The sequence below is a fragment of the Nocardia thraciensis genome (genome assembly GCF_054782435.1).
On sequence record NZ_BAAGSM010000050.1, the window covers coordinates 206,655 to 225,396 of the forward strand.

The following is an 18,742-nucleotide window of genomic DNA, read 5'->3' on the forward strand; positions in this document are numbered from 1 at the left end:
TCACTCGAGTTTCCGGGCGAGTCGCCGCACAGCCCGTCGAAGGGTTTCAGTGCGTGGTGTTGTGGACCGGCGTTGCGTCAGGAGCTGCCGCGGCCCGTGGTTCGACGGGTGCGTCGGTCACCGCGAATTGGTCCGCGCCCCAGCGCGCATCGACGACCAGGCCCAGGACGCCGATGGTGATGCACACACCCGACAAGACCAGCAACCCGGGCTCGGTGCGGCCGGTCAGCGCGTCGCCCAGCACCACCACGCCGATGGTGCCGGGGAGGATGCCGACCACGGTAGCGAGCAGGTACGGCAGCATGCGCACCGACGACAGGCCCGCGCAGTAGTTGATCACCGAGAACGGTACCGGTGCGATCAGGCGCAGCGAGCCCACCGCCAGCCAGCCGCGGCGTTCGAGCCGACGGTCCACGGCCCGTACCGCGGGGTGGGTGAGCCGGGCCGCGACCTGGTCCCGATCGAGCGCACGCACAAGCAGCAGTGCGAGTACGGCGCTGAGGGTCGTCGCGGCGACGGCTACGGTGATACCGAGGATCGGGCCGAACAGCAGCCCGGCACTGAGCGTGAACACCGTGCGCGGGAACGGCGCGACCGTCACGATCGCGTGCACCGCGAAGAACACCAAGGGGAACAGCGGGCCGACCGAATCGGCCCAGTCTCGGATCTGCTGCGGGGCGGGGTGCGGCGCCAGCAGGGCGACGGCGACCAGGGCGCCGCCGAGCATCAGCAGCGCCAGCGCGCGCCGATCGCGGACCCTCGACAGCACCGCACCTGCTCTCCTCAGCACCGAGCCAGGCTACCGGAGCACCGCGCGAGGTTACCGGTTGGTAGCGGGAGGCTGCGCGGAACGGGACCGGCCGGGCGGTTAGCATCAAGGTGAGACGGAGGAATGCTCGTTAACTGAAATGCCCTCTGACCTGCTTGTACCGTACTGGAAGCGCAATGTGAACGATACACACAACGCGCTGCGAAGACGGTGCGAAGGGTTGGGTTTACGCCCAGATATCCGGTACAGCTGAAGTATCGGATCGAGTGGAAGAGGAACAGCAGCGATGCCGACTGGTTCGGATCCGGGCACTGACGTCGTGCCCGGATATGCCGCATGGCGCAAGGGCGTGGCCGGGGTGCTGGCCAAGGCCCGCAAGGTGGACGCGTCCGAGCTCGGTGACGAGCCGGAGCAGCTGCTCGAGGCCTCGACCTACGACGGGCTGACCGTGGCCCCGCTCTACACCCGGCGCGACGAACTGCCCGAGCAGCCGCTGCCGGGCGAGTTCCCGTTCGTGCGTGGCTCGGACGGCACCCGTGACGTGCGGCGCGGCTGGTACGTCGGCGCCCGGTTCGGCGACGGCGCCGAGGTGAACCGCGAGATCATGGCGGCCCTGGAGAGCGGCGTGAGCGCGGTGTGGCTGGGCGCGGGGGAGCACGGGGTCGCCGTGGCGGACCTGCCGACCGCGCTGCGCGGGCTGCTGTTCGAACTGGCGCCGCTGGTGCTGGACGCGGGAGCGGACCTGAACGGTGCGGCGGCGCAGCTGTTCTCGATCCTGGACGGCTATGACCTCCCGCAGGGCGCCGCGGCGTCGAATCGGGCCGATATCCAGGTCGCGCTCGGGGCGACACCCCTGACCAGCCGGTTCAACGGCACGTCCCACATCGAGATGGATGCCGCGGTGGCGCTGGCGCGGCAGGCGATCGCGCGGCCGGAGACGGTGCGCGCCGTCACCGTGTGCGGCGTCGCCTTCCACAACGACGGCGCCGCCGCCGCGCAGGAGTTGGGCGCGGCGGTCGCCGCGGGCCTGGAGTACCTGCGGGCGCTCACCGATGCCGGGGTCGATGCCGCGGATGCGCTGGGCCAGTTGATGTTCCGGTTCGCCGCCACCGACGACCAGTTCGAGACCATCGCGAAATTCCGGGCGGGACGGCGGTTGTGGGCGCGGGTGGCGCACGAGCTGGGCGCCCCGGCGTTCGGCAACGCGCCGCAGTACGCGGTGACCTCGGCGGCGATGATGACCCAGCGCGACCCGTGGGTGAACATGCTGCGCACCACGCTGGCCGCCTTCGGCGCGGGCGTGGGCGGCGCCGATTACGTGACCGTGCTGCCCTTCGACTCGGCGCTGCCGCCCGGCGAACTCGAGGTGTCGCAGGCGTTCTCGGACCGGATGGCCCGCAACACCCAGCTGCTGCTGCTCGAAGAGTCGCACCTAGGGCACGTGCGCGACCCCGGCGCCGGATCCTGGTACGTGGAGAGCCTGACCGACGAACTGGCGCATCGGGCGTGGGAGTTCATGCAGGAGATCGAGCGCGCCGGAGGCTACCTGGCCGCGCTCGAATCGGGACTGCTGGTCGAGCGCATCGCGGCCGTGCGGGAGCGGCGCGAAGCCGATGTGGCGCACCGGAAGACGGCCGTCACCGGCGTGAACGAATTCCCGAACCTGGCCGAGGAACCGCTGTCGGAGGCGGCGCGGCTGCCCGGAGCGGTGGCCCGCTACGGCGCGGCGTTCGAGGCTTTGCGCAACCGGTCCGACGCCTACCTGGCCGCGCGCGGCGCCCGCCCGCGGGCGGTGCTGATTCCGCTGGGTCCGGTGGCCGAGCACAATGTGCGGGTCACGTTCACCGCGAACCTGCTCGCCTCCGGCGGTATCGAGGCGGTCAATCCGGGCGCCCTGGAGATCGCCGGAATCGGCGCGGCGGCAAGCGAATCCGCGAGCACCATCGCGGTGCTGTGCGGCACCGACGCGCGCTACGCGGCGGAGGCGGGCGCGGCGGTGGAGCAGCTGCGCAGCGCGGGCGTGGCCACGGTGCTGCTGGCCGGACCGGAGAAGGCGGTCGCCGAGCTGTCGGGCACGCAGCGGCCGGACGGATTCCTCACGGCCCGCATGGACGCGGTGGCAGCCCTGTCCGGCCTGCTCGAGAAGGTGGGAGCGTAGATGACCACACGGGAGATCAAGCACCAGATCGGCAGCTTCGCCGAGGTTCCACTGGACAGCCCCGGCGCGGCGGAGGTCGGTGGCGAGCAGGTCGAGGCGTTCGTGAAGGCCGCCGCGGCAGCGAATCACTATGCGCCCGAACAGCTGGTGTGGCCGACGCCCGAAGGCATCGACGTGCCACCGGTATTCACGAAGGCCGACCGCGACCGCATTGCGGCACAAGGGTATCCGCTGGACTCGGTCCCGGGTGTCGCGCCGTTCCTGCGCGGGCCCTACCCGACGATGTACGTCAACCAGCCGTGGACGATCCGCCAGTACGCGGGCTTCTCCACCGCGGCCGATTCCAACGCCTTCTATCGGCGCAATCTGGCCGCCGGGCAGAAGGGCCTGTCGGTCGCGTTCGACCTCGCGACGCACCGCGGCTACGACTCCGACCATCCGCGCGTGACCGGTGACGTCGGCATGGCCGGTGTGGCGATCGATTCGATCCTGGACATGCGGGAGCTGTTCGACCACATCCCGCTGGACCAGGTGTCGGTGTCGATGACCATGAACGGGGCGGTGCTGCCGATCCTGGCGCTGTACGTGGTCGCGGCGGAGGAGCAGGGCGTCAAGCCCGAACAGCTGGCCGGAACGATTCAGAACGACATTCTGAAGGAGTTCATGGTCCGCAACACCTATATCTATCCGCCGAAGCCGTCGATGCGGATCATCTCCGACATCTTCGCCTACACTTCGGCGAAGATGCCGAAGTTCAACTCGATCTCGATCTCCGGCTATCACATCCAGGAGGCCGGTGCCACAGCGGATCTGGAGCTGGCCTACACCCTCGCCGACGGCGTCGAGTACATTCGCGCCGGGCTGGACGCGGGGATGGAGATCGACCAGTTCGCGCCGCGGCTGTCGTTCTTCTGGGCGATCGGCATGAACTTCTTCATGGAGGTCGCGAAACTGCGTGCGGGGCGGCTGCTCTGGAGCGAGCTGGTGTCGAAGTTCGAGCCCAAGAGTCAGAAATCACTGTCGCTGCGCACCCATTCGCAGACCTCGGGCTGGTCGCTGACCGCGCAGGACGTATTCAACAATGTCGCCCGCACCTGCGTGGAGGCGATGGCCGCGACCCAGGGGCACACCCAGTCGCTGCACACCAACGCGCTCGACGAGGCGCTGGCGCTGCCGACGGACTTCTCCGCCCGCATCGCCCGCAACACCCAGCTGCTGATCCAGCAGGAGTCCAATACGACCCGGCCGATCGACCCGTGGGGCGGCTCGTACTACCTCGAGTGGCTGACCCACCAGCTCGCCGAGCGGGCCCGCGCGCATATCGCCGAGGTGGAGGCGCACGGCGGTATGGCGCAGGCGATTTCGGAGGGTATCCCGAAGCTGCGCATCGAGGAGGCCGCCGCCCGCACCCAGGCCCGCATCGATACCGGGCAGCAGCCGGTCATCGGCGTGAACAAGTACCAGGTCGACGAGGATCAGCGGATCGAGGTGCTCAAGGTCGAGAACTCGCGGGTGCGCGCCGAGCAGGAGGCGAAGCTGCGGCGGCTGCGCGCCGAGCGCGATGCCACCGAGGTGGAGCGAGCGCTGGGCGAATTGAGCAGGGCCGCTGCGACTTCGGGCGGCGGGATGGAGAACAATCTGCTCGCCCTGGCCATCGACGCCGCCCGCGCCAAGGCCACCGTCGGCGAGATCTCCGACGCGCTGGAAAAGGTGTACGGGCGCCATCAGGCCGAAATCCGTACTCTCTCAGGTGTTTACCGCGAGGAGGCCGGGAAGGTGACCAACATCAGCAGGGCGATCGACCTGGTGGAGGAGTTCGCCGAGGCCGAGGGCCGCCGCCCCCGCATCCTGGTGGCCAAGATGGGCCAGGACGGCCACGACCGGGGTCAGAAGGTGATCGCCACGGCCTTCGCCGATCTCGGCTTCGACGTCGACGTGGGCCCGCTGTTCCAAACCCCGGACGAGGTGGCGCGGCAGGCAACCGACAACGACGTGCACGTGGTGGGCGTGTCGTCGCTCGCGGCCGGTCACCTCACGCTGGTGCCGGCCCTGCGGCAGGCGCTGGCCGACGTCGGACGGTCCGACATCATGGTGATCGTCGGCGGCGTCATCCCGCCCGGGGACTTCGAGGAGTTGTACGCGGCGGGCGCGGCGGCGATCTTCCCGCCCGGCACGGTGATCGCCGATGCGGCGGTGGACCTGCTGAAGAAGCTGGCGGGCGAGCTGGGCCACGAGATCGGCGCGTCCTCCGGAGCGGAATGAGCGAGCGCGCGCGAGCGAGCAACGCGGCCGGGCGCGCGGCGCCGGGCGGGGGCGACTCGCCGGGCTCCGGGGGCAGGGCGGCGCGGCGCCGTCAGGTCGATGTCGAGCAGCTGGCCGAGGCCGTGCGCGGCGGCGAACGGGCCGCACTGGCACGGGCTATCACGCTGGTCGAGTCGACCCGGGCCGACCACCGGGACGCCGCGCAGCGGCTGCTGCTGGCGGTCGGTACCGATACCGCGCGGGTCGAGTCGAACCGGGTGGGCATCACCGGCGTTCCGGGCGTGGGCAAGTCGACCTTCATCGACGCGCTCGGCATGTCGCTGATCCAGGCGGGACATCGGGTCGCGGTGCTGGCGGTGGATCCCTCCTCGACCCGGACGGGCGGGTCGATCCTCGGCGACAAGACCCGGATGGCGAAGCTCTCGCTGGAGCGCGACGCCTACATCCGGCCGTCGCCGACCGCCGGAACGCTCGGCGGGGTGGCGAAGGCGACGCGCGAGACTATCGTGCTGCTGGAGTCCGCGGGCTACGACGTGATCCTGGTGGAGACCGTCGGCGTCGGGCAGTCGGAGGTGACAGTCGCCAATATGGTCGACGTGTTCTGCTTCCTCACCCTGGCCCGCACCGGAGATCAGTTGCAGGGCATCAAGAAAGGCGTGCTGGAGCTGGCCGACCTGGTCGCGGTGAACAAGGCCGACGGCAGGCACGAGATCGAGGCGAAGGCGGCCGCGCGCGAGCTGCAGGGCGCCATGCGGCTCATCCACCCGCGCGAATCGCTGTGGCGGCCACCGGTACTCACCATGAGCGGGCTGAACGGCACGGGCCTGGACCGGTTCTGGGATACGGTGCTCGAGCATCGCCGGGTGCTCACCGAAGCGGGCGAGTTCGCCGAGAAGCGCCGACGCCAGCAGGTGGACTGGACCTGGACCATGGTGCATGACCAGCTGCTGCGGCGGCTCGCCGACAACCCGGGCGTGAAATCGATTCGGGGACAGGTGGAGAAGGCGGTCCGCGACGGTTCGCTCACCCCCGCCCTGGCCGCCGAGGAGATTCTGCGCGCCTTCGACGAGCGCTGAACCGGGTGGAGGCGCGTTCCGCCTTCTTTGCCGAACCGTTCGCGCGTATCGTGCGCTCGGTGCCCAGATCTGGGCGACCATCCTGGAACCGGACGCGGCGGCGCGCGGCCAGCACATCCGGGACCTGCATCGTGACGTCGGCGGCGTGGACCGGCTGGGCCGCAGATACCATGCGCTGCAACTGGATACGTTCTGGTGCTGCGGTACGTCGGTGCGTATACCCGCCCGGCCCGCTACCGGCCCGCGGCACAGCTCGCCACGCGGCATGGGTCGTCTCTCGCTGACCTGTCCGGACCGCCGTCGGTTGGTCACCGGGGAGGTCGCCGAGGTTGTGCCTCCGGCGGGTATGCCCTCTCCCCGCTTAAGCTGCACCCGTGGTCGATAGTGAAGTGACGCCCGCGGCGCTGGGCCCCGCACCGTGGGGTTCGAGGCTGCTCGGATCGGCCGACGAGACATCCGGTAGGCGCCGGGTGCGGGTGCAGCTGCTGCTGACGGTGCCGCTGCTGGCGGCGAATCTGACCGGGATCGCCGTGGTGATCGCCCTCGTGGGCTTCGTCCTGCCCGGGCCGTCGGTATTCAGCCGCACCCTGATACCGCAGAACTTCGTCGCGACACCGCTGTACTCGACCGCGGCCGTGCTGATCGGGACAGTCTGGGGCACGGCGTCGGGCCTGCGGGCGCTGCGCTGGGCGACGGCGGATCCGGACCGCGTGCCGACCGAGCCGGAACAGGCCGCGGCCGCGGCGGTGCCCCGCCGACTGGTGATGCTGCAGGCGGTGCTCTGGGCCGGGGGCGCGGCGGTGCTGACGCCGCTGTACGGCCTGGCGGATCCGGCGCTGATCCCCAAGATCCTGCTGGGCCTGGGATTCACGCTCGTTGTCGTGTGCGCCTTCAGCTACCTGGTCGCCGAGTTCGCCCTGCGGCCGGTCACGACTCGGGTGCTCGAGGCGGCGCCGTCGCGGCGGCGGCGCGGCAGCGGCGTTTTCGGGCGATCGATCGTGGTGTGGGTGGTCGGCACGGGCGTTCCCGTCGCCGTGATGATGGTCCTCGCGGTGCTCGCGCTCACGCCGATGGATATCAGCACCCAGCGGCTCGCGATCTGCGTGCTGTCGCTGGGCGGATCGACACTGGTGTTCGGGCTGCTGCTGATGATGCAGACTCTGGCCGCCAGCCTCGCGCCGATCCGCACCGTGCGCCGCGCCCTGCGCCGGGTCGAGGACGGCGACCTCGACGTCGCGGTCACCGTGTTCGACGGCACCGAATTGGGCGAACTGCAGAGCGGATTCAACCGCATGGTGGACGGCCTGCGGGAGCGGGAGCGGGTGCGGGATCTGTTCGGCCGCCACGTCGGCGACGATGTCGCGGCCGCCGCCCTCGCCCGCAACCCGGAACTGGGCGGCGAGGAGGTCGAGGCGGCCGCGCTGTTCATCGACATCATCGGATCCACCACCATGGCGGCGGCCCGGCCCGCGAACGAGATCGTCGCACTCCTGAACGACTTCTTCGGCATCGTGGTGGACGAGGTGGAACGGCACGGCGGCCTGATCAACAAGTTCGAAGGCGACGCCGCGCTCGCGATCTTCGGCACCCCGGCGCCGCTGTCGGACGCAGCGGGCGCGGCGCTGGCCGCCGCCCGGGCGATCCGCTCCCGACTGTCCGGCGCCGCAACGGAATTCGACGCCGGAATCGGGGTCGCCGCCGGGTCCGTGGTGGCGGGCAACGTCGGTGCGCATCGGCGCTACGAGTTCACCGTGATCGGCGACCCCGTCAACCAGGCCGCGCGGCTGTGCGAGCTGTCCAAGCAGGAGTCCGGCCGGGTGCTCGCGTCCGGCGCGACCCTCGCCGCGGCCGACGAATCCGAGCGGAAGCACTGGCGGCTGGGCGAATCGGTGACGCTGCGCGGCCGGAGCGAACCGACCCCGCTGGCGCGGCCGCTGCCGGCCTAGCCGATCCCGAAGAGCCGGGCGGCGTTGTGATAGCAGACGTTCCGCAGCCACTCCTCGCCCAGGTCGAGGCGTTCCAGCGCGTAAAGGATCTCCTCGGCTCGGGCGGCGGTGTCGTAGAGCATCTGCCACAAGACCCGTTCCCGCAGCGGATGCCGGGATCGGCCAGTAGCTACTGCACGCGGGCGCGCGGTACGGATCGGTCGCCGCTGTACGCGGGCTTGCGGCGGGTCAACCGCCGCGCGGGGTTGGCGGCGAGTAGTTTCTGTCGCTGCGTCCAGGTGGTGAAGGAGGTCAGCGCGGCCAGGTGCCGGTTCCAGGTGGCGGCCGCTGCCCGGTTCCACCGAGCCATCACTGCCGCGTAGTGGTCGGGTTCCAGTTCGGTGACCGGATGGGTGGACCCGGTCGCCGCGACCAGGTGGGCGAGGGTTTCGGCGTTAGCTGGCGCGGGTTGTCGCCGTGGGGATGCTGTCGATGAACGCCTCGACCGCGCCGCCGACAATGCCGGTCGTCCCCGCGTCGGGCGAACCCGCTGACGGCGTAGGCGGACCAGACCCGGTCGGCAGTGTATGTGACAGGTAATGTGAATTCTATGTCACGGAGCCGGCTTTTATGTATCGTGGCCGCACCAAGTTCGTTGATGTCATGGGTCGAGGGGACAAGTGCGGATCAGTAGAGTTCTTATCGATCTCTTTCGGAAACGGGTTGCCCCGCCGGTTGCTCGACTGAAAGAGGCCGGAAAGGCCGATGCGAAGGCCACCCATGAGGTCGCTGACAAGCTGCGAAAGGGTGTTGTACAGCAGTCACAAGAGGCCGACCTGGCGGGGCGTAAGCGGGTCCTCGGGGCGGGCGCCGGCGGTGGCGACACACAACCTCAGCGTTCAGAAGCCTTCAGGGAAATACGCAACGAGTTGACGGCAACATTCGAACGCTGGACTCGAGGGGCGCATCCTAATATCACGTCAGCAGGCGGCAAAGCTGGTGGTGTGCAGCCCCGCTCACGTCTCCTCTCGGCGGAGGAGGATGCGCTGAAAGGATACGCCGCATTCAACTTCGCAGGTCACAACCGCGCTCTTAGAGAAGGCGGCCCGCTGGGCGATTGGCGGGGTCAACAGATCGAACATATCAGAGCAGCCCTCGAAAAGCTGCCGGACCACAAAGGAGTTGTCTACAGAGGCACCTACTTATCAGACGATATGCTGGCGCTCTACCAGAAGGGGAACGTCGTCAGAGATCGAGCCTTTCTGAGCACCGCCGCCAACCCACATGCGAGGTTTCCCGGAAATGCGCAGTTCCGCATAGTGTCACGAACAGGTAAGGATATCTCCAAGTATACGATCAAAAAAGAGGAGCAAGAAGTCCTCTTCAAAGAGGAAACCCCATTCGAGGTCGTCAACCGGAAAGATACCGTCCAAGGCGGATACGAATTCTCATACATCGACTTGGTGGAGAGGGGTGACCTTGCATAGCTGCGACAGCCAGAGCCATAGCCATAGCGCATGCTCACGTTGATCGATCTTCCGGGAGGCGGGCGTGGGAGTATGATCGCTGAGTGCCTGGTGCGGGCGGCGTTGTGATAGCAGACGTTCCGCAGCCACTCCTCGCCCAGGTCGAGGCGTTCCAGGGCGTAGAGGGCATGTCCGTAGGGGTACGGGATATTGGGGAAGTCGCTGCCGAAGAGGATGCGATCGCCGAAATGGCGCAGGCGGCCGCGTTCGCCGACGAAGGGATCGTCGGCTTCGAAGAAGTCGGTGAAGTTCATGGTGGTGTCCAGGTGGACGCCGTTGAATCGCTCGGCGATATCCAGGAATTCGGAGTACTCGGGAGCGCCCATGTGTGCGATGATCAGGCGCAGTCGCGGATACCGCCGCAGCAGTTCGGCGATGGGCCCGGGACCGGTGAATTCGCCCGGCGCGGGGCCCGATCCACAATGGATGATCACCGGAATCCCGGCGTCGGCCAGCATGCCCCACACCTCGTCGAGCCGCGGATCGCGCGGATGGAAATCGCCGACCTGGATGTGCACCTTGAAGATTCGCGCACCGGCCTCGATCGCGGCCTCCACGAAGCTGTCGGCGTGCCGCTCCGGGAAAAACGTCGCGGTGTGCAGGCAGTCCGGCGTGCGGGCGGCGAAGTCGGCGGCCCACTCGTTGAGCCAGGCCGCCATATCCGGCTTGTGCGGGTAGACCAGTGACGTGAAGGCCCGAACACCGAAGCCGCGCAGCGTCTTCAGCCGCACCTGCTCGTCGTCACACATCGATGAGCCCGGACAGCCGGAGCCGCTGGCGGAACTCGGTGATGTGCGCCGTGTCGTGGTCACCGTCGACGCTCAACGAGCCTCCTGTCCCGCGCTGGCGGATAGGCGTTGCGTGCGAGGTCCCCGACTCGCTCGATGAGCCGATCGAAGAACGCGGGCGGATCGGTGCCGATCGCGATGTCCGCATTGGGTTCCCGGCCCCACATACCGGCCCAGTCCGCGATGGTGGCGCCCCGGGTGAGCGTCCCGCCCAGCTCGACGTCGACGGTGGCGGGCCGGGTCACCGCGAGGGTGGGATCGAGCGCGAGCGCGGCCGCGAACGGATCGTGCATATGCGCCAGGTACGGCTGCCCGTGGTCGCGATGAAACTCGAAATAGAATCGGACGGCATCGGTGACGAACCGGACGACGGGGTTACCGGCCTGCGAGCCGGCTCCCCGGGCATCGGATTCGGAAAGATGTTCCACCGGAACGCTTTCCGCCCGTTGGGCCAGACGAGCCACGTGTTCGGGATACATCTCGATGGTCTCGGTGATGTCGAGCCCGCAGACCAGCGGCCTGCGGTCGGCGGACGCCGCGGCGAAGGCGTCGAAGACCTCCTTCCACGCCTCGGGATCGACATGCACATTCCACTCGTTGGTCGGCGTGGTATTGCCGGGCCGGTGAAACGCTCCGCCCATCACGACCAACCGTCGAAGCAACTGCGGCAGTCGCGGTTCCAGGCGCAGGGCCAGCGCCAGATTGGTGAGCGGACCCGTGCACAGCCCGATGATCTCTCCGGGATGCGCACGCGCGAGATCCACCCACAGCCGCGCCGCGGACCGGTCGGACAGCGTCCGCGCCGACGGCGGGAACTGCGCGTATCCGATGCCCTGCGGCCCGTGGGTGTCCTCGGTGGTGCGCAACGGTATCGCCAGCGGGGATTCGGCGCCGAGGGCCACCTCGATATCCGGTGCCCGGCACAGGTCCAGGAGCGCGAGGTTGTTGGCCGCCACCTGATTCGCCGGGACATTGCCCGCGGTGGCGGCGATCCCGACGATCTCGGCCTCCGGGCTCGCCAGGAGATACAGCAGGGCCAGCGCGTCGTCGATCCCGGTATCGACATCGGTGATGATCTGCTGCCGCACGGTTCGAGCCTAATGAGCGCCCGCGACGCCGAAGTTCCCGGGTGACCGACCGTTCAGTACGTCGGCAGCTCATAGCCCTCGGTCTTGGTGAAGAAGATCTTCTTCGTCACCGGCCGCATGATGCGCGACATCATGACCCGATTCGCGGTGCGGCGCAGCGCGGTGCCGAAGTTCGTGGGCGACAGCATCATCTTGATGCCACCGCCCGGCAGCTCCTTCGCCTCGTCCAGGAACGGGGTGACCCGGTCCTCGTAACGGCGCAGCGCCGCGGGCAGATCGCCTGGGGTGGCGGCGATTTCGCCCGCGAGAATGTACCCGCCCACCATGGCCATCGCGGTGCCCATGCCGGTCATCGGCGACCCGCAGTACCCGGCGTCACCCGCCAGGGTCACCCGACCGGCGGCGAGGCTCGGCATGTCGATGCGCGCCAGCTCGTCGAAGTAGAAGTCGGGCGTGCTGGCCATGGCAGCGAGGATGGCGGGGGAGTGCCACCCGGCGTCGCCCAGCATCCGGTGAATGAGCCGCTGCTGAGCCGCGGTATCGCGGCGCAGCGCCGGATCGGGGTCGGTCAGCAGCGTAAGGATGGCCTTCGAGGTGTCGGGATCGCGGTCCGGCCGGATGCCGACGGCCGCGCTGGGCACCGCCTGCATGGCGAACCAGCCGGGTTTCACGCCCGGCGGGGTCGGGATCGTGAAGAACGAGGCGTAGCCGCCGAGGAAGGTGCTGAACCGTTCCTCGGGCCCGAAGGCGAGACGCCGTGTCGCCGAATGCACGCCGTCCGCGCCGATCACCAGGTCGAAACGCTCCGTGCGCCCGGTCGGGAAGGTCACGTCGACGCCGTCGGAATCCTGGGCGAGGTCCTCGATCCACTCGCCGTAGCGATAGTCGAGTTCGCCCCCGACCGCCGCGACCTCGTCCAGTAGCACCTGATTCAGGTCGCCGCGCGTGATCTCGATTTCCGCGACCGGGCCCTGACCGTCGAAGTCCTCCATCGACATGTTGGCGTAATTGCGGCCCCGGGAGTCGACGTAGGAGATGCCGAGCTCCTCGAGCTGGTACTTCCGAATGCCGGGCATCAGGCCCATGCGCTCGGCCACCTCGCGGCTGGGACCGCGCAGATCGACGGCCTGGCCGCTGGGCCGTGGGGCGTGCGCCCGCTCGACCACGGTGACCCGAATTCCGGACCGAAGCAGTTGCAGCGCAACGGCATTACCGGCGATGCCGCCGCCGGAGACCAGGATGTGCGGAGCGGGTGCGGAGCTGTTCACGATGTCGTCCTGTTCTTTGGTTCGAACGTCTTAGACAAATGTCTAACAGGGACTGGCACATATGTCTAGTACAAATGTCTAAGACGCTGGTAGGGTGGGGTGATGGGAAATCGGGAAGACCTTTTGGCCGGTGCTCGCAAGGCGATTCTCGAACGGGGGCTGGCAAAGGTGACCGCGCGCGATATCGCCGCCGCCGCGGGCGTCAGCCTGGCCGCCATCGGCTATCACTTCGGATCCAAGGACCGGCTGGTGTCGGAGGCAGTCACCGAAGGGGTCGGCAGCGAGATCGGCGACGGCGTCGAGGAGGCGATCCGGGACGCGGGGGAGGGGCGCTCGCTGTGGGACTCCATCGGGCCCACGTGGAACGGCATGCTCGACGTCGTCCAGAAGAATCACGAGCAGCTGCTGCTGAGCCTCGAGAACGGGGTTCGGATCGCCCGCTCCGAGGAATTGCAGGCCTATCTGTCCGAAGCGACCGCGGGTGCCTACGCGGATATGGCCGCGGCCCTGCGTGACGTGCATCCGGAGCTGTCGGCCCAGGAGGCGCGGGCCGTGGCGAAGGTCTACTTCGTGCTGTTCCAGGGTTTCGCGATGCTCCACCTGCTCGCGCCCGCGGGCGACCTGCTGCACGGCGAGGATGTGGAACTGGCGGTGAAGACCCTGCGCGGGAAGTAAGCTCGCGATCGGTCACCGATCCGGGTTCCCCGGCAGGTCGAGAGATGTGTACGGAAGGAGGCCCGAGCGTGGCGCGATCCATCGAGGGCGCCGAGTGGCTGCGCGAGCTGCGGAGCGCGGCACAGCCGCGGGCGGTGCTGGTGTGCTTCCCGCCGGGTGGCGGCTCGGCGAGCGCCTATCACGCACTGGCGCAGCACCTCGGCGACGATGTCACGGTGGTCGCGGTGCAATATCCGGGGCGCCAGGACCGGCTCGGCGAACCGATGGTCGCCGATATCGGGGAATTGGCCGACCGGGTGGTGTGTGATCTGCGGGCCTGGAGCCCCGGCGAGGATCTGGCGCTATTCGGGCACAGCATGGGCGCCACCGTGGCCTTCGAGACCGCCCGGCGCCTGGAAGCCCAGGGGCGCAACCCGATTCGGCTGTTCGCCTCCGGCCGGATCGCGCCGTCGGACCCCTATCCGGGACGGCTGCACGATGCGCCGGACGCGGACCTGATCGCCGAATTGGAGCGGCTGGCCAACGATCCCGCGACGGTGGCCGTGCTGCGCGGCGAGCCCGGCCTGGCCGAATTGGTGTTGCCCGCCGTCCGCAACGACTATCGCGCCGTCGAGACCTACACCTGCACACCGGGAGACCCGCTGCGCTGCGACATCTCCGCGCTGCTCGGCGACGCCGACCCCACCCTGACCCCGGAACAGGCCGACCGCTGGCGCGAACACACGGCGGGCGACTTCGAGCTGGCGATCTTCCCCGGTCGACACTTCTATCTGGACGAACGGGTGCCGGAGCTGGCGGAGTTCATCGCGGCTCGGCTGAACTGACGCTCACACCGGGGACCGAGGAACCCCGGCCGCCGTGAGCCGCGAGCGCCGATACAGCCCCGCCCACGACGCCAGCACGACGATCACCACCAGCAGCCGCACGAGATCCAGTGCGTCGCGGGGATAGAGCACGCCGGTGATGTAATGGTCGATGAAGCCGCTCGGCGGCAACCCCTCCTGACCGGCACGATGACGGGCCCAGTTCTCGAGGTGGGTGAGCGGGCAGTCGACCCCGACCAGGACCGTGCTGAAACCCCAGAGGACCGCCACCAGATGCGTCCAGATCGTCCAGCGCCACCGCCACGCCAGAAATCCGCCCGTCACCAGATAGACGACGAACAGGAAGTGCACTCCCGCGGTGGCGTCGGCCAGCAGCCGGTACATCACAGGTACCAGCGTAACCGCAGGTAGTCCTGGTGCGCACGCAGTCGGCCCTGCTGCTGAGCTCGTCCGTGAGCAATACCAGTACTCCTATATGCGCATCAATGCATGAAACTGCCGATCTGTCGGCAAGGCGCAGGGGAGCGATAGTGGCCTTTCAGGGACAGCTCCGGATAGGGGAGGGCGAGGCCGGGGCGAGGTGAACTCCTACGCGTCACTGAAGTGTGTGGGCCTGAACCTGCGGCGCACGCGGTTGTGCGGAGCGTGCCGATCCGAGAAAGCGTGTAATTTGATACCTTTATCGACCTATGCGCATCTAAACATGTAATCACCAGTCCGAGTCGCGAATGAGACTCACTCAAAACAAGCCAAGAGGAAGGGCCAGACCAGGTTTCGCGGAACCGCGGTTCACCAATTGGAGGGTTGGTAGTCCTTGAGGAAGCAGCCGAACAGGTCCTCGCCATGCTCGCCGCGGATGATCGGGTCGTAGACGCGGGCGGCGCCGTCGACGAGGTCGAGGGGCGCGTGGAAGCCCTCCTCGGCGAGGCGGAGCTTGGTGTAGTGCGGGCGCTCATCGGTGATCCAGCCGGTGTCGACGGCGGTCATCAGGATGCGGTCGGTTTCGAACATTTCCCGGGCGCTGGTGCGGGTGAGCATGTTCAGCGCCGCCTTGGCCATATTGGTGTGGGGGTGGCCGGGGCCCTTGTAGCCGCGGCTGAAGACGCCCTCCATGGCCGAGACGTTCACGACGTACTTGCGGCGCGCGGGGGCGGCCGCCATGGCGGGGCGCAATCGCGAGACGAGGAGGAACGGGGCCACCGAGTTGCAGAGCTGCACCTCGAGCAGTTCGGTGGCGTCGACCTCGGCGACGTTCTGCACCCAGCTGTTGGTGTGCGCGAGGTCGGGGACCAGGCCGCCCGCATCGATGGCGACGCCGCGGGAGATCCGTTCGGGCGTGGCCGATCCCGCGACGAGCGCGAGTTCGGTGACCTCGGTGGCCGACAGCGCCGAACCGAGGGAGGCGGTGAGCGCGGTCGGGTGGGCCTGCATGGTCTTGCCGAAGCTGATGGTGTCCGGGAGTGCGCCCGCGGGCAGCGGCCCGGCCTCCGCCTCCACGAGCGCGCTGTACGCGCCGGGGGAGCGGCGGACGGTCTGGGCGGCGTTGTTGATGAGGATGTCCAGTGGGCCCTGCGCCGCTACGTCGTCGGCGAGCGCTACCACCTGCGCCGGATCGCGGAGATCGATGCCGACGATGCGCAGGCGGTGCAGCCAGTCGGCGCTGTCGGGCTGCGCGGCGAATCGGCGGATGGCGTCGTTGGGGAATCGTGTGGTGACGGTGGTATGGGCGCCGTCGCGCAGCAGTCGCAGCGCGATGTACATGCCGATCTTGGCGCGGCCGCCGGTCAGCAGCGCGCGGCGGCCGTGCAGGTCGGTGCGGGCGTCGCGTTTGGCGTGGCCGGTGGCGGCGCAGTCGGGGCAGAGCTGGTGGTAGAAGGCGTCGACGTGGGTATAGCGCTGCTTGCAGATGTAGCAGGGTCGCGGCCGGATGAGTTCACCGGCGGTGCCTCCGGTGGTGTTGGAGGACAAGGGGATTCCGGCGGTCTCGTCGTCGATGCGGTTCGGGGAGCCGGTGGCGGTTCCGGCGACGACGGCGCGGTCGGCGGCGGCCTTGGCGTCGCGGGTCTCGATCCGTCGTCGGCGCTTGAGCTGCTTGAACAGGTACCCCACGGCGCGCTGCACGGCGAGCGAGTCGGGGTGGTCCTTGTCGAGTTGCCCGGCCTGGTCGAGCACGCGCAGGCAGACGGCGAGTTCGTCGGGGTCGATGGCGGTGTCCGGCGATACCGCGGCGGTCGTCGGGTGGTGGTCGGCCATCGTGCTGGGATTCGGTCCTTCGTACGCTGGTGGAGTGGCGTCCTATTGTCGCATCATCCGCGTGGTCGGCCGCGCGCCGGTCGGCCGGATCGGCGTCGGCCCCGGCTCGGTCCCGGTGATCGCGGGGGTTGTCAGCGGGGCGAGTACTCGATCGGGCGTTGTCGGCGCGGGGGTCGCGGCGCGGACTGAGCGGTGTTGTTGACATAGCGCCAATAGTGGTTCACGCTGGTCCCGGGAGGGCCGGTGGCTCCGGCCTGGGCACGAGACGAAGGACGATGACGATGGTGCGCGCCGCGTGGAGCGACGACGAGGTCGAGGCCGTACGGGAGCTGGCGAGGAACTTCTTCGACAAAGAGGTGATTCCGCACGAGGAGAAGTTCGTCGAGCAGGGCCATCCCGATCGAGAGCTGTACAACCGGGCGGGTGAGCTGGGGCTGCTGTGTGCCGCGATTCCGTCCGAATACGGCGGGGGCGGCGGCACTTTCGCGCACGAGGCGGCCATCATCGAGGAGCAGGCCTTCCTCGGTGACGGTGCGCTCGGGATGCCGGTGCATTCCACGATCATCGCCCCCTACCTGAACGAGTTCGGTTCCGAGGAGCTGAAGCGGCGGGTGCTGCCGAAGGCGGCGAGCGGAGAGATGGTGCTGTCGATCGGCATGACCGAGCCGGGCACCGGATCGGACCTGCAGAACATCAAGACCCGCGCGGTACGCGAGGGGGACGAGTACGTCGTCACCGGTTCGAAGATCTTCATCTCCAACGGGTGGCTGTGCGACGGCATCATCATCGCCGCCAAGACCGATCCCACGAAGGGCGCCGCGGGCGTCTCGCTGATCTTCGCCGAGGTCGGCGACGATACCCCGGGCTTCACCCGCGGCCGGATCCTGTCCAAGATCGGCGGCAAGGGCCAGGACACGGCCGAGCTGTTCTTCGACGGGCTGCGGGTACCGGCGGCGAATCTGCTGGGCGAGGCCGAGGGCCAGGGCTTCTATCAGATGATGCAGCTGTTGGCGCAGGAGCGGCTGGTGACCGCGGTGATGGCGGTGGCGATGATGGAGAAGGCCGTCGATCTGACCGTCGAGTACACCAAGGGGCGCGAGGCGTTCGGCAAGCCGCTGTTCGCGATGCAGAACACGAAGTTCGAGCTGGCCGAGTGCGCGACGATCGCCCGGGTGAGCCGCACCTTCCTGGACGACTCGATTGTCAGGCATCTGCGCGGTGAGCTGGACATTCCCACGGCTGCCATGTCCAAATATTGGCTGACCGACCAGTTGGGTATTGTGGTGGATCGCTGCCTGCAACTGTTCGGCGGCTACGGATACATGACGGAATACCCGATCTCCCAGCTGTACACGGGTGCCCGGGTGCTGCGCATCCTGGCCGGATCGAACGAGGTGATGAAGGATCTCATTGCCCGCTCACTCTGATATGTCGACTCCGCGCATGTCGACCGCCGACTCCCTGGCGCGGCGGCGTCGCCTCGAACCCGACGAGCGGCGCGCGCAGATCCTGGAGTGCGCGATCGCGATGTTCGGGGAGCGGCCGTACGCGGCCGTGTCCACGGCGGAGCTGGCGCAGCGGGCCGGTGTGGCCCGTGGCCTGATCAATCATTACTTCGGCAACAAGCGCGATCTGTATCTGGCGGTCGTGCGCCGGATGGTGACGCTGCCGCGGGCCGATCACATGGTGGCGCCGACCGGCACGGACCGGGAGCGGGTCGACGCGAGCGTGGCGTGGCTGCTCGACACCATCGGCGAGCATGGCAGCACCTGGGTGAAGGTGACCGGCCACGAGGGCATCGGTGACGATCCGGAGGTGCAGCGCATCCTCGACGAGGCCGACGATGCGGCCGCCGAGCGTCTGCTGCAGATGGTCGGGTTGTCGGGCTCGCGGCGCAGCGCCGAGTTGCGGGCGCTGGTGCGCGCCTACGGTGGTCTGGTGAAAGCGGCTGGGCGCGAATGGATCACGCGGGAGAGCCTGACCCGCGAGCAGGTGCACGAGCTGCTAGCGGACATGCTTCTCACATTGGTCACGCAGTCGTTCCCGAAGATCGACCAGGCCAACGACTAGTACTCCAGCATCACTTTGTAATGTTTTTGGGTAGCATGTGGTTTCGTGCTGGTTGATGAG

The 18,742-nt window shown here is 68.5% G+C and carries 16 protein-coding genes and 1 pseudogene; 9 read left to right on the plus strand and 8 right to left on the minus strand.

Annotated features, from left to right (window positions below; genetic code table 11):
- Nucleotides 1-46 precede the first annotated feature (46 nt).
- Nucleotides 47-727 carry a TVP38/TMEM64 family protein gene (locus ACYVLQ_RS30620; protein ID WP_460701033.1) on the minus strand — a complete coding sequence of 227 codons (681 nt, stop codon included), beginning with the start codon at nt 725-727 and terminating at the stop codon, nt 47-49.
- Nucleotides 728-1,055: 328 nt separating this feature from the next.
- Here ACYVLQ_RS30620 and ACYVLQ_RS30625 point away from each other — a divergent pair, with 328 nt between their 5' ends.
- From ACYVLQ_RS30625 to ACYVLQ_RS30640, 4 genes are all read left to right on the plus strand, one after another.
- Nucleotides 1,056-2,927, plus strand: a complete 1,872-nt coding sequence (locus ACYVLQ_RS30625; protein ID WP_460701007.1) for a methylmalonyl-CoA mutase family protein — start codon at nt 1,056-1,058, stop codon at nt 2,925-2,927.
- The gene (gene scpA, locus ACYVLQ_RS30630; protein ID WP_460701008.1) at nt 2,928-5,189 is read left to right on the plus strand and encodes a methylmalonyl-CoA mutase; all 2,262 of its coding nucleotides are present in this window, start codon (nt 2,928-2,930) and stop codon (nt 5,187-5,189) included.
- Nucleotides 5,186-6,265 carry a methylmalonyl Co-A mutase-associated GTPase MeaB gene (meaB, locus tag ACYVLQ_RS30635; RefSeq protein WP_460701009.1) on the plus strand — a complete coding sequence of 360 codons (1,080 nt, stop codon included), beginning with the start codon at nt 5,186-5,188 and terminating at the stop codon, nt 6,263-6,265. Before scpA ends, meaB begins: the two co-directional genes overlap by 4 nt.
- A gap of 374 nt (nt 6,266-6,639) precedes the next feature.
- Complete coding sequence (locus tag ACYVLQ_RS30640) at nt 6,640-8,211, plus strand: adenylate/guanylate cyclase domain-containing protein (protein WP_460701010.1); 1,572 nt, start codon at nt 6,640-6,642, stop codon at nt 8,209-8,211.
- Here ACYVLQ_RS30640 and ACYVLQ_RS30645 read toward each other — a convergent pair.
- Nucleotides 8,208-8,342 (minus strand): hypothetical protein, encoded by a 135-nt coding sequence (locus tag ACYVLQ_RS30645; protein WP_460701011.1) that lies wholly within the window; start codon nt 8,340-8,342, stop codon nt 8,208-8,210. The genes ACYVLQ_RS30640 and ACYVLQ_RS30645 overlap by 4 nt on opposite strands.
- Nucleotides 8,343-8,380: 38 nt before the next feature.
- On the minus strand, nt 8,381-8,560 hold the full coding sequence (locus ACYVLQ_RS30650; RefSeq protein ID WP_460701012.1) for a hypothetical protein: 180 nt from the start codon (nt 8,558-8,560) through the stop codon (nt 8,381-8,383).
- A gap of 634 nt (nt 8,561-9,194) precedes the next feature.
- On the opposite strand from ACYVLQ_RS30650, the gene ACYVLQ_RS30655 reads away from it, so the two are divergent.
- Nucleotides 9,195-9,677, plus strand: coding sequence for an ADP-ribosyltransferase (locus tag ACYVLQ_RS30655; protein WP_460701034.1), 483 nt, complete (start codon nt 9,195-9,197; stop codon nt 9,675-9,677).
- 92 nt (nt 9,678-9,769) lie between these two features.
- Here the strand turns inward: ACYVLQ_RS30655 and ACYVLQ_RS30660 are convergent.
- The 3 genes and pseudogenes from ACYVLQ_RS30660 to ACYVLQ_RS30670 all read right to left on the minus strand — a co-directional run.
- Nucleotides 9,770-10,459, minus strand: a pseudogene (locus ACYVLQ_RS30660) (amidohydrolase family protein); the annotation flags it as partial.
- 65 nt (nt 10,460-10,524) lie between these two features.
- A complete protein-coding gene (locus ACYVLQ_RS30665) occupies nt 10,525-11,592 on the minus strand; it encodes a nucleoside hydrolase (protein WP_460701013.1) in 1,068 nt (355 codons plus the stop codon).
- Between the two features lie 53 nt (nt 11,593-11,645).
- Entirely contained in the window at nt 11,646-12,860 is a 1,215-nt protein-coding gene (locus ACYVLQ_RS30670) for an FAD-dependent monooxygenase (RefSeq protein ID WP_460701014.1), read from the minus strand.
- Between the two features lie 102 nt (nt 12,861-12,962).
- Between ACYVLQ_RS30670 and ACYVLQ_RS30675 the strand changes: the two genes are divergently transcribed.
- Together ACYVLQ_RS30675 and ACYVLQ_RS30680 are read left to right on the plus strand one after the other, a co-directional pair.
- Complete coding sequence (locus ACYVLQ_RS30675; RefSeq protein ID WP_460701015.1) at nt 12,963-13,535, plus strand: TetR/AcrR family transcriptional regulator; 573 nt, start codon at nt 12,963-12,965, stop codon at nt 13,533-13,535.
- 68 nt (nt 13,536-13,603) lie between these two features.
- Nucleotides 13,604-14,359, plus strand: a complete 756-nt coding sequence (locus ACYVLQ_RS30680) for a thioesterase II family protein (protein WP_460701016.1) — start codon at nt 13,604-13,606, stop codon at nt 14,357-14,359.
- Between the two features lie 3 nt (nt 14,360-14,362).
- Here ACYVLQ_RS30680 and ACYVLQ_RS30685 read toward each other — a convergent pair whose 3' ends face one another.
- Together ACYVLQ_RS30685 and ACYVLQ_RS30690 are read right to left on the minus strand one after the other, a co-directional pair.
- The gene (locus ACYVLQ_RS30685) at nt 14,363-14,746 is read right to left on the minus strand and encodes a DUF2784 domain-containing protein (RefSeq protein WP_460701017.1); all 384 of its coding nucleotides are present in this window, start codon (nt 14,744-14,746) and stop codon (nt 14,363-14,365) included.
- Nucleotides 14,747-15,148: 402 nt separating this feature from the next.
- Nucleotides 15,149-16,612, minus strand: coding sequence for an SDR family NAD(P)-dependent oxidoreductase (locus ACYVLQ_RS30690; protein WP_460701018.1), 1,464 nt, complete (start codon nt 16,610-16,612; stop codon nt 15,149-15,151).
- A gap of 281 nt (nt 16,613-16,893) precedes the next feature.
- Between ACYVLQ_RS30690 and ACYVLQ_RS30695 the strand changes: the two genes are divergently transcribed.
- A complete protein-coding gene (locus tag ACYVLQ_RS30695) occupies nt 16,894-18,039 on the plus strand; it encodes an acyl-CoA dehydrogenase family protein (RefSeq protein ID WP_460701035.1) in 1,146 nt (381 codons plus the stop codon).
- A gap of 16 nt (nt 18,040-18,055) precedes the next feature.
- Nucleotides 18,056-18,682 (plus strand): TetR/AcrR family transcriptional regulator, encoded by a 627-nt coding sequence (locus tag ACYVLQ_RS30700; RefSeq protein ID WP_460701019.1) that lies wholly within the window; start codon nt 18,056-18,058, stop codon nt 18,680-18,682.
- Nucleotides 18,683-18,742: the final 60 nt, after the last annotated feature.

Bases quoted from the DNA above. Each gene is read 5' to 3' on its own strand.
- ACYVLQ_RS30675 (WP_460701015.1), top strand. From the start codon at position 12,963: ATGGGAAATCGGGAAGACCTTTTGGCCGGTGCTCGCAAGGCGATTCTC.
- ACYVLQ_RS30700 (WP_460701019.1), top strand. From the start codon at position 18,056: ATGTCGACCGCCGACTCCCTGGCGCGGCGGCGTCGCCTCGAACCCGAC.
- scpA (WP_460701008.1), top strand. From the start codon at position 2,928: ATGACCACACGGGAGATCAAGCACCAGATCGGCAGCTTCGCCGAGGTT.
- ACYVLQ_RS30650 (WP_460701012.1), bottom strand. From the start codon at position 8,560: ATGGCTCGGTGGAACCGGGCAGCGGCCGCCACCTGGAACCGGCACCTG.
- ACYVLQ_RS30695 (WP_460701035.1), top strand. From the start codon at position 16,894: ATGGTGCGCGCCGCGTGGAGCGACGACGAGGTCGAGGCCGTACGGGAG.
- meaB (WP_460701009.1), top strand. From the start codon at position 5,186: ATGAGCGAGCGCGCGCGAGCGAGCAACGCGGCCGGGCGCGCGGCGCCG.
- ACYVLQ_RS30620 (WP_460701033.1), bottom strand. From the start codon at position 727: ATGCTCGGCGGCGCCCTGGTCGCCGTCGCCCTGCTGGCGCCGCACCCC.
- ACYVLQ_RS30625 (WP_460701007.1), top strand. From the start codon at position 1,056: ATGCCGACTGGTTCGGATCCGGGCACTGACGTCGTGCCCGGATATGCC.
- ACYVLQ_RS30690 (WP_460701018.1), bottom strand. From the start codon at position 16,612: ATGGCCGACCACCACCCGACGACCGCCGCGGTATCGCCGGACACCGCC.